This is a genomic window from Pseudomonas sp. SMN5, assembly GCF_052041925.1.
Classification (GTDB): domain Bacteria; phylum Pseudomonadota; class Gammaproteobacteria; order Pseudomonadales; family Pseudomonadaceae; genus Aquipseudomonas.
Genome location: NZ_JBKGGX010000012.1, coordinates 1 through 12539, shown reverse-complemented (window position 1 = coordinate 12539; position 12539 = coordinate 1). Strand labels below are relative to the sequence as shown.

The window sequence follows — 12539 nt, the reverse complement described above, 5'->3', positions numbered from 1 at the left end:
CAACATAGATGTTGGATATACCTGCATCATCGCGAGCAAGCTCGCTCCCACAGTGAATTGTTTAGTCAATCAAAACGGCTTATCGAAGGTAATCTTAGGCTCTTTCCACGGCCCCTTGACGTCGTATCTTACGCTGGCAAAGCGCGCCACGCGGTCGCCGATCAGTTTGTCGATCAGGAACAGCGCCCCGCCCACTGCCGGAGCCCCGACGATCAACGCGGCGATCGGCAGGTTGTTGGTCACCGGCAACGTGACCAGAAGCTTGGCATCGACCCGGTCGGCCACCATGTCCAGCGTACCGTTGAGTTCCAGGTTACTCGACGGCCCTGTCAAGGTGATGGGCTCACGGGTTACGTAGACGCCGTTGCTGGCGATCAACAGTCCCTTGACCCGGTCGTAGCTCAAGCCCTTGCCGAACAGGTCGGAGAAGTCCAGGCGCAAGCGCCGCCCGATGGAGTTGAAATTCAACAGGCCAAAGACCCGCAGCGCCTGGGCGCTGCCCTCGACTTCGACGAACTGCCCCTTGCTCAACGAGGCATCGAGACTTCCGGAGAAGCGTTTGGTGGCGACCCAGGCCGGCGAACCGGGCCAGCGCCCGTCGACATCCAGGCGGAACTCCTGGCTGGTCACGCTCGGCGCAAAACCCCAGCCCTTGAGCACGTCAGCCAGGTTCTTGCCGCTGATCCGGCCCTTGTACCAGCTGGTGGTGGACCCGGGCACGCCCTCCCAGCCGCCGCTGCCGTTCAGCACCATGCCCTTGAGGCCCATGTCCAATGCGTTCAGGGCGATGCCCTTGGCGGTCGGCCGGACCTTCAGCGACCATGCCCCCACTAGGTCGGGCCCCTGGAACAGCTGGTCGATAGCGATGTCCAGCGCCGGGATCTTGGTTGGGTCGACCGATGCCAACGGATCCGGAGCGTTTTCATCGGCCTGCACGGTAGGGTCGGCGGCCGGCAGGCGGACATAATCCAACGTGATGGCAATCGGCGCAGCCTTTGCGTCGGGCACGATCACGCTGCCCTTGGCCTGTTGGCTGTCGAGCTGCAAGGCCCAGGCTTCCGGCTTGCGGTCCAGCTGCAGTGCGGCCTGGTCCAGGGTCGTGCCCATGGCTGTGAGCTTGCCGACTTTAAGATCGGCACTGCTAAGCAATTGCCTGGCGCTGCCTCCCGGGTCCTGGCCGGCGTACTTGCTCAGCAGATCCTGCCAGGGACCCACGTCCAGCTCCGACAGGTTCCCGCGCAGGCGTAGCCCCTTGGCTCCCGGCAGCACTGCATCGCCATCGCCCAACAGCAACTCGCCGCGGCCATCTGCGACCTTCCCGCTCGGCGCGGCGTAGGTGAAGCTGGCGAGGTCGCCGTAGTCGACCCAATAACGGCGCTCCGGCCCCTGCAACGTCATGCGAAACAGCGTGTCGCGCCCGGCATCGGCAGCCATGCCGAAAGGCGCCGGCAGGTCCACGGCCACGCCTTTGAGATTGGAGCTGACCGACAGCTGGCTGTCCGCTGCGTTGAGTATCACTTGCAGCTGGTAAGGCACCACGCCGGAGACGGGCAACGGTTGGGTCACGTTCAGCCAGTCAGTGAGTTTCTTGACCTCCACCCGCCCGGACGCGGTTACCCGCGTATTGAGCGCGCCCGCCCGGCCCTCGGCGAATATCTGTGCGGTCACGGGCCGGTCGAACGCCCGGGCGCCGATGTTCTTGCCGCTCAACCCCTTGCTACTGTCGAAGCGGAAGTCGCCCTTGAGCTGGGTCAACTCCAGCACCGGCTCGCTGAGCTTGAGCCGGGCATTATCGGTGGCGAAGTCCACCAGGATCTTCGGTTGCTCGCCTTTGACCAGTGGAATATCGAGCTTCACGCTGCCTTGCAGATTACCCTCGCCTTCCCAACCGGCGAACGTCTCGGCCGTTCCGATTGGCGCTGTCTGGAGGATTTTCAGGCCATCGCCCAAGCCCCCGACGAAACTGCCATCGAGCAGCAGGTGGGAATTCTGTCCGCTGGGCACATGGGGAACCTCTACCGAGACATCCTTGACCTGGGTGTCCAGCAACTGCCCCTGGCTGGCATAGATGCGCACTCCGCTGTCTTCGACGAAGACGTCGCCGCTGACCTTGCTGACCGACGGCCAGCCCGGCTGGAACGCCAGTTCGGCGTCATGCACCTTGAAGAACAGGCTGATGCTGCGGGCCGCATCGCTTGCTCCGTGGTTCAGAGAGCCCTGGTACTGGAAAAAACCCTGGTCTACCGCGCCTTTGACGATTGCCGTCCGCAACCACTCGTCCAGTGCCGGACTGAGGACCGCCGGCAGGTATTTGCCAGTGTAGCGGCCATCCCCATCCACCAGGCCGACCCGCAGGTCCATGTAGTCTTCCTGGCTGTGATCGAAATGCAGGCGGATCAGGAAGTCGCCGGCAATCCGACCCTCCTCGCCCAGCACTTTCAAATAGGGTGCGACCAGGGTGAAGCCTTGCTTGTCCAGCTTCCAGGTCAGCCGTGCGTTGGCTTGCAGGTATTGCCAGGGCTTGGCGAAGATCGGGTCCAGGTGCAGGGAAAAATCCTTGCTGTCCATGCGCAGCTCGCCGCCACCCAGATTGCCACTCAGGCTTCCCGATACGTTGCGCGCCGCCGGGGCGCCCCGATAGGCATCGAAGCCGACGGTGTCCAGGTTGGTGGCGAAGCTGACTTTCTGATCGCCGCTGTTCTGCGGCCGGTAATCGAACAATACATTGCGCAGCCCGCCCGTCACCTTGAGATGGTCGATCGCCGCCGCGACACCCTCCGGCAACGGCGCCAAGGCATTGAGCAATGGGGTCAGCGGCGTCAGGTCGAGGCGATCCGCTTGCAGATGCCACAGCTCCTCAGCCTTGTCCGTGGCATTGCTCTGTTGCAGTTGCAGGCGTGACTCCCAGCGGACCTCACCCAGGTTCATCGCCAGGGAGTCGAAGGTCGCGATGAAGCCCTGGCTGCCGCGCTGGAAATAGCCGTTCAGGGCCAGGTTGTTGATCTGCACCGGCTTGCGTTCGGCGTACGCACCTTGAAGTTGCGGCGCGTTCAAGCGCATCGCCGCGCTTTGCAGCGTGCCCGCGCCCCAACTGAGCCAGAATTCGCCACCGGCCTGGATCCGGGAAAAATTCCACTGCCGGGTCAGACGCTTCGGCAACCATTTCGACCAGTCGCTTTGGGGCAAGCTCAGGTAGACGTCGGCCTCGCCATTCTTCCAATCGGCGGCGCGGATCCGCGTGCGCAAGTTGATCGCCACAGGCTGGCCGTCAGGCAAGGTCAGGCGAGCATCCAGGCGCTGGCGGACGGCCCCGGTGCGCAGGCTCAGGCCGACGTAGGTCAGGGTCAACGGCGATTGGTCCAGTGGCTGCAAGGTGACCTGGCTGTCGAGCACCGAGAGCCGGGAGACCACCTGTATTCGCTCCAGCAATTGTTGCGGATCGAGGGGCTGGTCGTCCCGCACCGGCAGGCCTTCCAGCGACCATTTGCCCTCGGCGCTTTCCTTGAGGCTGATCTTCAGGCCACTGACTTCCAGATGGGCAATACGCACCTGCCGCGTCAGCAGGCTGCGCCAGACATCAGGCACGGCCCGCACCTGGTCCAGGTGCAAGGCGTTCACGCCATCGCCGACCACCACGTCCTGAGCCGCCAGTACCGGCGCCAGGGTGCTCCAGCCGCCCTCCAGGCTGCCGATGTGCACGGGCATGCCCAGGGCTTGCGCGGCCCGACTCTCGACTTCGGCGCGATATTCAGCCACCAGCGGCACCAGCTCGCGCCCAAGGCTGACATACAACGCCAACAGCACCAGCAGCAGCGCACACAGGCCCAGGCCCCAGCGGGTCAGCGTAGCCAAAAGGCGTGTCAGACGCTCCATGTCAACGGGCTCCCCTGGCAGCGTTACTCGAACTCGCGGGCACGCCGCTTTCCAAGCCCTTCAGAGCAGCACCACGTCATATTGTTCCTGGGAGTACATGGTTTCCACCTGAAAACGAATCGTGCGACCGATAAAAGCCTCCAGCTCAGCGACATTGCCCGACTCCTCATCGAGCAGACGGTCCACCACTTTCTGGTTCGCCAACACTCTATAGCCGGTCGCCTGGTAAGCGCGCGCTTCGCGGAGGATTTCCCTGAAGATTTCGTAACACACGGTTTCCGGGGTCTTGAGCTTGCCTCGGCCCTGGCAACTGCTGCACGGCTCGCAAAGCACTTGCTCAAGGCTTTCGCGGGTGCGCTTGCGGGTCATCTGCACCAGGCCCAGCTCGGTAATGCCAATGATATTGGTCTTGGCGTGATCGCGTTCGAGCTGTTTCTCCAGGGTCCGCAGCACCTGGCGCTGATGCTCTTCATCTTCCATGTCGATAAAGTCGATGATGATGATCCCCCCCAGGTTGCGCAGGCGCAGTTGGCGGGCGATGGCCGTGGCCGCTTCCAGGTTGGTCTTGAAAATGGTTTCTTCGAGATTGCGATGGCCGACGAACGCCCCGGTGTTGACGTCGATGGTGCTCATGGCCTCGGCCGGATCGACTACCAGGTAGCCGCCGGACTTGAGCGGCACCTTGCGCTCCAGGGCTTTCTGGATTTCGTCCTCGACCCCGTACAGGTCGAAAATCGGTCGCTCGCCGGGGTAGTGTTCGAGGCGGTCGGCGATTTCCGGCATCAGTTCGGCGACGAACTGCGTGGTTTTCTGGAAGGTTTCCCGAGAGTCGATACGGATCTTCTCGATCTTCGGGCTGACCAGATCCCGCAGTGTGCGCAACGCCAGGCCCAGGTCTTCGTAGATCACGCTGGGGGTGGCGATGGTCTTGATCTGCGCGGCGATCTGATCCCAGAGCCTGCGCAGGTAGCGGATGTCCATGAGGATTTCATCGGCACCGGCTCCTTCGGCGGCGGTGCGCAGGATGAAACCGCCGGCCTCCTTGATGCCTTCTTTTTCCACACAGTCGCTGACCACTTGCTTGAGGCGCTCACGCTCGGCTTCGTCTTCGATCTTCAGGGAAATGCCGACATGGGCCGTGCGTGGCATGTAAACCAGATAGCGCGACGGGATCGACAGTTGTGTGGTCAGGCGTGCGCCCTTGGAGCCGATAGGGTCCTTGGTGACCTGCACCACCAGGCTCTGGCCCTCATGGACCAACGCACTGATGCTTTCCACCGCAGGCCCCTCGCGCATGGAAATTTCCGAGGCATGGATGAACGCCGCACGGTCCAGGCCGATGTCGACGAAGGCCGCCTGCATGCCCGGCAACACCCGCACCACCTTGCCTTTGTAGATATTGCCGACGATGCCGCGTTTTTGCGTGCGCTCGACGTGGACTTCTTGCAGGACTCCGTTTTCGACCACCGCCACGCGTGATTCCATCGGTGTGATGTTGATCAGGATCTCTTCACTCATGGCAGGGTCTCGTTCAGACATATTCACGATTATGGCCGCATCGGTCAGTCGGCGCTCTGCGCGCTCAAGGTTTGCCAACAGGGTATGCCGAAATGGCCCAGCAGTTCCGCGGTTTCACACAGCGGCAAGCCGACAACGGCGGAATAGCTGCCTTCGAGTCCGGCGACGAACACCGCCCCCAAGCCTTGGATACCGTAGCTGCCGGCCTTGTCCCGGGGTTCGCCACTGGCCCAATAGGCCAGAGCCTCCTGTTCGGTGATGGGCCGAAAGCGCACCCAGCTGCTGATTACGCGGGATTCGCAACGCTGGCCGTCCAGCACGGCTACGGCGGTCAACACCTCATGGTCGCGGCCGGACAGGCTGAGCAGCATCGCCACCGAGTCGGCCTGGTCCAGCGGCTTGCCGAGAATCCGCCCGTCCAGCACCACGGCCGTGTCGGCGCCCAGCACACAGGCGTCCACGCCGGCATCCAAAGCGCGGCGCCCGGCCTCGGCCTTGCCGCGAGCCAGACGCTCGACATAAGCCGCCGGGCTTTCGTGGTGCAGGGGAGTTTCGTCGATGTCGGCGCTGACAGTGGTGAACGCCACGCCGATCTGGGTCAGTAGTTCACGCCGGCGCGGCGAGCCGGAGGCGAGGTAAAGCGGTTTCATCGATATAAACTCCCTCTGGATGCAAACAGCTTTTGTGGCGAGGGAGCTTGCTCCCGCTGAGTCACGAAGTGGCCCCAGAACTTTGCGACTGCTGCGCAGTCGAGCGGGAGCAAGCTCCCTCGCCACAAAGCTCCCTCACCACAGGGATTTCAATCAGAAAACGTAGATTCCTGACCGAATTCAGTTGATCTTGAAACGCAGGCGCAGGCCGCGCAAAGCGAAGCTGACCCAGGGCCAGAGCAAGGCGCTGACCAGGGCCGGCAGCACCAGCGCCAGGGTCGGCTGGCGATTGCCGGTCAGCGCGCTGAGCCACAGCTGGACCAGTTGCGCCAGGCCGAAGATCACCAGGATCACCAGGCATTGCTGCCACATGGGGAACATGCGCAAGCGTTGTTGCAGCGACAGGACCAGGAATGTGATCAGGGTCAGGATCAGCGCGTTCTGCCCCAGCAGCGTGCCATAAAGCACGTCCTCGGCCAGGCCCAGGCACCATGCGGTGACCATCCCGACCTTGTGCGGCAAGGCCAGCGCCCAGAAGGCCAGCAGCAAAGCCAGCCACAGGGGCCGCAGGATTTCCATGAACTGCGGCAACGGCGAAACGCTCAGCAGCAGGCCGATGGCGAAGGTCAGCCAGACTATCCAGCCGTTGCCGGATCGGGTACTGCTCATTCTTCTCGTGCTCCCCTGGTGGCCGGCGCGGGAGCCGGGGTGGCAGCAGGTGGCCTGGCCGCAGGTCGGGCATGCTGCGTTGCCGGCGCGTGACTGGCCGGACGGGTTGAAGTTGAGGGCGCGGCAGGCGCGGCGGCTGGGGCAGCCGCAGGCGTCGCGGCCGCCGGCGCAGTCGGTGCGGGCTTGGGCACGGTGGCCGGCACCGCAGCTGGCGATTGGGCGCCGGGAGCGACCGGTTCAGCACCCTGGCGGTCCTGGGCTTCCTGAGCCACCGCAGCGTCGTTGGCCCGCTCTTCCGGGGTGCGATTATCGCTGAATACCAGCAACAGGTAGCGGCTGCGGTTCAACGCGGCAGTGGGTACCGCACGCACGATGGCAAAGGGCTGGCCGGAGTCGTGTATCACTTCCTTGACCGTCGCCACCGGATAACCGGCCGGGAAGCGCTGGCCGAGGCCCGAGCTGACCAGGAGGTCGCCTTCCTTGATGTCGGCGGTATCGGCGACATGGCGCAGTTCCAGGCGCTCCGGGTTGCCGGTGCCGCTGGCAATGGCCCGCAGGCCGTTGCGGTTGACCTGCACCGGGATACTGTGGGTGGTGTCGGTCAGCAGCAGCACGCGGGCGGTGTACGGCATCAACTCCACCACCTGCCCCATCAGGCCGCGGGCGTCGAGCACCGGCTGGCCAAGCACGACACCGTCGCGCTCGCCCTTGTTGATCAGGATGCGGTGGGTAAAGGGGTTCGGGTCCATGCCGATCAACTCGGCCACTTCGACCTTCTCGTTGACCAGCGCGGAAGAATTGAGCAACTCGCGCAGCCGCACGTTCTGCTCGGTGAGGGCCGCCAACTTCTGCATGCGCCCTTGCAACAGCAGGTTCTCGGTCTTGAGTTTCTCGTTTTCGGCTACCAGCTCGGTGCGACTGCCAAACTGACTGGCCACACCTTGCCACAAGCGCTGCGGCAGGTCGGTGATCCAGTAGGACTCCATCAACACCAGCGACATCTGGCTGCGCACAGGCTTGAGCAGCGTGAAGCGGGCATCGACCACCATCAGCGCGACCGACAGCACGGCCAGCACCAGCAGGCGCACACCCAATGAGGGGCCTTTGGCAAAAAGCGGTTTAATAGGCCGCTCCTCCCAGGCAAATGTTCGCTTTATTCATACGGTATCAAACCGGCCTGGATACGAATGACAGAAGATAAACGCCAACGGGCAGCACTGCAAAGTGCTGCCCGGGAGCGAACAACATAGACCACCCGGCGCGACTTATTCGCTGGAGAGCAGGTCCATGGTGTGCTTGTCCATCATTTCCAATGCACGGCCACCGCCACGGGCGACACAGGTCAGCGGGTCTTCGGCAACGATTACCGGCAGGCCGGTTTCCTGGGCCAGCAGTTTGTCCAGGTCACGCAGCAGCGCGCCACCACCGGTCAGCACCAGGCCGCGCTCGGCGATGTCCGACGCCAATTCCGGCGGCGATTGCTCCAGGGCGCTTTTGACCGCCTGAACGATCGTAGCCAGGGACTCCTGCAGAGCCTCCAATACTTCGTTGGAGTTCAAGGTGAACGCACGTGGCACGCCTTCGGCCAGGTTGCGGCCGCGGACGTCGACTTCACGCACTTCGCCGCCCGGGTAGGCGGTGCCGATTTCCTGCTTGATGCGCTCGGCGGTGGATTCGCCGATCAGGCTGCCGTAGTTGCGACGCACATAGGTGATGATCGCTTCGTCGAAGCGGTCGCCGCCCACGCGCACGGACTCGGCATAGACCACACCGTTGAGGGAGATCAGCGCGATTTCGGTGGTACCGCCACCGATGTCGACGACCATCGAACCGCGGGCCTCTTCAACCGGCAGGCCGGCACCAATGGCAGCGGCCATCGGCTCTTCGATCAGGAACACTTCACGGGCACCGGCACCGAGGGCCGATTCACGGATGGCGCGACGCTCTACCTGGGTGGACTTGCATGGAACGCAGATCAGCACGCGTGGGCTGGGCTGCAGAAAGCTGTTTTCGTGAACTTTGTTGATGAAGTACTGCAGCATCTTTTCACAAACGCTGAAGTCGGCGATCACGCCGTCCTTCATCGGGCGAATGGCCGCGATGTTGCCCGGAGTACGGCCCAGCATGCGCTTGGCTTCGGTACCGACAGCCACGACACTTTTCTGGTTGCCGTGGGTGCGGATAGCCACGACCGAGGGTTCATTCAGGACGATACCGCGCTCGCGCACGTAAATAAGGGTGTTGGCAGTGCCCAGGTCAATGGAAAGATCACTGGAAAACATGCCACGCAGTTTCTTGAACATGGGAAAGGGACCCTAGGCAACGCGTGGGTAAAAAAGTGCGGCAAACTCTAACAACGACAGGGATTTTGGGCAAGGCGCCAATATGTTAAATTGGCCGCTTTTCTGTGCACCAAACCCTACAATCGCGGCCGTAAGGCTGTAGAACTGCGGTAGTGTTCCGACAATCTAACACACGGACGAACTGCGTCCGTTTTGTTTTCCACTGGAGAATCCCATGGCGCTTGAACGCTCCGACGTGGAAAAAATCGCTCATCTGGCCTGCCTGGGCCTCAATGAAGCCGATCTTCCACACATCACCTCTGCCCTGAACAGCATTCTGGGGCTGGTCGACGAGATGCAGGCGGTCAATACCGACGGTATCGAACCGCTGGCCCACCCACTGGAAGCCAGCCAGCGCCTGCGCGCCGACGTCGTGACCGAGCCGAACAACCGCGAGGCCTACCAGTCCATCGCGCCAGCGGTCGAAAACGGCCTGTACCTGGTTCCGAAAGTCATCGACTAAAGGGAAAGAGCCTCTCATGCATCACATGACCCTGGCCGAGATCGCTCGCGGACTCGCCGACAAAAAGTTTTCCTCCGAAGAGCTGACCAAAACCCTGCTGGCGCGTATCGCCCAGTTGGACCCGCAGCTCAACAGCTTCATCAGCCTCACCGAAGAACTGGCCCTGAGCCAGGCCAAGGCTGCCGATGCCCGTCGCGCAGGCGGTGAGAGCGGCGCCCTGCTCGGCGCGCCGATCGCCCACAAGGACCTGTTCTGCACCCAGGGCATCCGCACCAGCTGCGGTTCCAAGATGCTCGACAACTTCAAGGCTCCCTATGACGCCACCGTGGTCGCCAGGCTGGCCGCTGCCGGCACCGTGACCCTGGGCAAGACCAACATGGACGAATTCGCCATGGGTTCGGCCAACGAGTCGAGCTACTACGGCGCAGTGAAAAACCCGTGGAACCTGGAACATGTACCGGGCGGTTCGTCCGGCGGTTCCGCCGCGGCCGTGGCAGCGCGCCTGCTGCCGGCCGCCACCGCCACCGACACGGGCGGCTCGATCCGCCAGCCGGCCGCATTCACCAACCTCACCGGCCTCAAGCCAACCTATGGCCGCGTGTCGCGCTGGGGCATGATCGCCTACGCGTCCAGCCTGGACCAGGGTGGCCCGCTGGCGCGCACCGCCGAAGACTGCGCGATCCTGCTGCAAGGCATGGCCGGCTTCGACCCGAACGACTCCACCAGCATCGACGAACCGGTGCCGGACTACAGCGCCGGCCTCAACGGTTCGCTGCAAGGCCTGCGTATCGGTGTGCCAGCAGAGTACTTCGGCGCCGGCCTTGACCCACGCATCGCCGACCTGATCCAGAACAGCATCAAAGAGCTGGAAAAACTCGGCGCGGTCATCAAGCAGATCAGCCTGCCGAACATGCAACACGCGATTCCTGCGTACTACGTGATCGCTCCGGCGGAAGCGTCCTCGAACCTGTCGCGCTTCGACGGCGTGCGTTTCGGCTACCGCTGCGAAAACCCGCAGAACCTGATAGACCTGTACAAGCGTTCCCGCGGCGAAGGCTTCGGCAGCGAAGTGCAGCGTCGGATCATGGTGGGCGCCTATGCGCTGTCCGCCGGCTACTACGACGCCTACTACCTCAAGGCGCAGAAGATCCGCCGCCTGGTGAAGAACGACTTCATGAATGCCTTCAACGAGGTCGACATGATCCTCGGCCCGACCACGCCGAACCCGGCCTGGAAACTCGGCGCCAAGAACAGCGACCCGGTGGCCGCCTACCTGGAAGACGTCTACACCATCACCGCCAACCTCGCCGGCCTGCCCGGCCTGTCCATGCCGGCCGGTTTCGTCGATGGCCTGCCGGTGGGCGTGCAACTGCTCGCGCCGTACTTCCAGGAAGGCCGCCTGCTCAACGTGGCGCACCAGTACCAGCTCAATACCGACTGGCACACTCGCACCCCAACCGGCTTCTGAGGAGAAACACATGCAATGGGAAGTCGTGATCGGGCTGGAGATTCATACCCAGCTCACCACCCGGTCGAAAATCTTTTCCGGCAGCGCCACCACGTTCGGCTCCGAGCCCAACACCCAGGCCAGCCTGGTCGACCTGGGCATGCCCGGCGTGCTGCCGGTGCTCAACGCCGAGGCGGTGCGCATGGCGGTGATGTTCGGCCTGGCGATTGACGCCGAGATCGGCCAGCACAACGTGTTCGCCCGCAAGAACTACTTCTACCCGGACCTGCCCAAGGGCTACCAGATCAGCCAGATGGAATTGCCGATTGTCGGCAAGGGCCACCTGGACATCGCCCTGGAAGACGGCACGGTCAAGCGCGTCGGCATCACCCGTGCCCACCTGGAAGAGGACGCCGGCAAGAGCCTGCACGAAGAATTCAACGGCGCCACCGGCATCGACCTGAACCGTGCCGGCACCCCGCTCTTGGAAATCGTCTCCGAGCCGGACATGCGCAGCGCCAAGGAAGCCGTGGCCTACGTCAAGGCGATCCACGCGCTGGTGCGTTACCTGGGCATCTGCGACGGCAACATGGCCGAAGGCTCGCTGCGCTGCGACTGCAACGTCTCGGTCCGGCCTAAAGGGCAGGTCGAATTCGGCACGCGCTGCGAGATCAAGAACGTCAACTCGTTCCGCTTCATCGAGAAGGCGATCAACAGCGAGATCCAGCGCCAGATCGAACTGATCGAGGACGGTGGCAAGGTCATCCAGCAGACCCGCCTGTACGACCCGAACAAGGACGAAACCCGTCCGATGCGCAGTAAAGAGGAAGCCAACGACTACCGTTACTTCCCCGATCCGGACCTGTTGCCAGTAGTCATCGAGGATTCTTTCCTCAATGACGTACGTGCCACGCTGCCGGAACTGCCACCGCAGAAGCGCGAGCGCTTCCAGGCGCAGTTCGGGCTGTCGAGCTATGACGCTAACGTCCTGGCCACCAGCCGCGAACAGGCGGATTACTTCGAGAAAGTCGTGGGCATCGGTGGCGACGCCAAGCTGGCGGCCAACTGGGTGATGGTCGAGCTGGGCAGCCTGCTGAACAAGCAGGGCCTGGAAATCGAAGACTCACCGGTTTCGGCCGAGCAACTGGGCGGCATGCTGTTGCGGATCAAGGACAACACCATCTCCGGCAAGATCGCCAAGATGGTGTTCGAAGCCATGGCCAACGGTGAAGGCAGCGCCGACGAGATCATCGACAAGCGCGGCTTGAAGCAAGTCACCGACACCGGGGCGATCAGCGCCGTGCTCGATGAAATGCTCGCGGCCAACGCTGAGCAGGTCGAACAGTACCGTGCGGCAGACGAAGCCAAGCGCGGCAAGATGTTCGGCTTCTTCGTCGGCCAGGCCATGAAAGCCTCCAAGGGCAAGGCCAACCCGCAACAGGTCAACGAACTGCTCAAAAGCAAGCTCGAGGGTTGAGTGCGATGGAGCCAGTCCGCAAGTCTGGCTCATTCCCCAGTGGAGAGGGAGATTGCTCCCCCTCCCCAACGTTTTTTCCCCCCACACCGACGTGGGGAAA

Annotated in this window: 9 protein-coding genes; 3 read left to right on the top strand and 6 right to left on the bottom strand. The window is 63.0% G+C overall.

Translation table 11 applies throughout. The features are described 5' to 3' along the window. Positions 1 to 69 precede the first annotated feature (69 nt). From ACLEJR_RS13790 to mreB, 6 genes are all read right to left on the bottom strand, one after another. The gene (locus ACLEJR_RS13790; RefSeq protein WP_440814591.1) at positions 70 to 3873 is read right to left on the bottom strand and encodes a YhdP family protein; all 3804 of its coding nucleotides are present in this window, start codon (positions 3871 to 3873) and stop codon (positions 70 to 72) included. A 60-nt stretch (positions 3874 to 3933) separates the two neighbouring features. Then, complete coding sequence (rng, locus tag ACLEJR_RS13785; protein WP_018613976.1) at positions 3934 to 5391, bottom strand: ribonuclease G; 1458 nt, start codon at positions 5389 to 5391, stop codon at positions 3934 to 3936. Positions 5392 to 5435: 44 nt separating this feature from the next. Continuing rightward, complete coding sequence (locus ACLEJR_RS13780; protein WP_440814588.1) at positions 5436 to 6041, bottom strand: Maf family protein; 606 nt, start codon at positions 6039 to 6041, stop codon at positions 5436 to 5438. Positions 6042 to 6221: 180 nt separating this feature from the next. Continuing rightward, complete coding sequence (gene mreD / locus ACLEJR_RS13775) at positions 6222 to 6710, bottom strand: rod shape-determining protein MreD (RefSeq protein WP_440793766.1); 489 nt, start codon at positions 6708 to 6710, stop codon at positions 6222 to 6224. After that, complete coding sequence (gene mreC, locus ACLEJR_RS13770; RefSeq protein ID WP_440814766.1) at positions 6707 to 7834, bottom strand: rod shape-determining protein MreC; 1128 nt, start codon at positions 7832 to 7834, stop codon at positions 6707 to 6709. Before mreC ends, mreD begins: the two co-directional genes overlap by 4 nt. Positions 7835 to 7975: 141 nt before the next feature. After that, on the bottom strand, positions 7976 to 9013 hold the full coding sequence (mreB, locus tag ACLEJR_RS13765; RefSeq protein ID WP_002555108.1) for a rod shape-determining protein MreB: 1038 nt from the start codon (positions 9011 to 9013) through the stop codon (positions 7976 to 7978). Between the two features lie 214 nt (positions 9014 to 9227). On the opposite strand from mreB, the gene gatC reads away from it, so the two are divergent. Genes gatC through gatB form a run of 3 tightly spaced genes read left to right on the top strand, consistent with a single transcriptional unit; the run spans position 9228 to position 12439 of the window. Continuing rightward, the gene (gene gatC, locus ACLEJR_RS13760) at positions 9228 to 9515 is read left to right on the top strand and encodes an Asp-tRNA(Asn)/Glu-tRNA(Gln) amidotransferase subunit GatC (protein WP_053152244.1); all 288 of its coding nucleotides are present in this window, start codon (positions 9228 to 9230) and stop codon (positions 9513 to 9515) included. A 16-nt stretch (positions 9516 to 9531) separates the two neighbouring features. After that, positions 9532 to 10983 (top strand): Asp-tRNA(Asn)/Glu-tRNA(Gln) amidotransferase subunit GatA, encoded by a 1452-nt coding sequence (gatA, locus tag ACLEJR_RS13755; RefSeq protein WP_440793764.1) that lies wholly within the window; start codon positions 9532 to 9534, stop codon positions 10981 to 10983. 10 nt (positions 10984 to 10993) lie between these two features. Next, a complete protein-coding gene (gene gatB, locus ACLEJR_RS13750) occupies positions 10994 to 12439 on the top strand; it encodes an Asp-tRNA(Asn)/Glu-tRNA(Gln) amidotransferase subunit GatB (protein ID WP_440814586.1) in 1446 nt (481 codons plus the stop codon). Positions 12440 to 12539 lie beyond the last annotated feature (100 nt).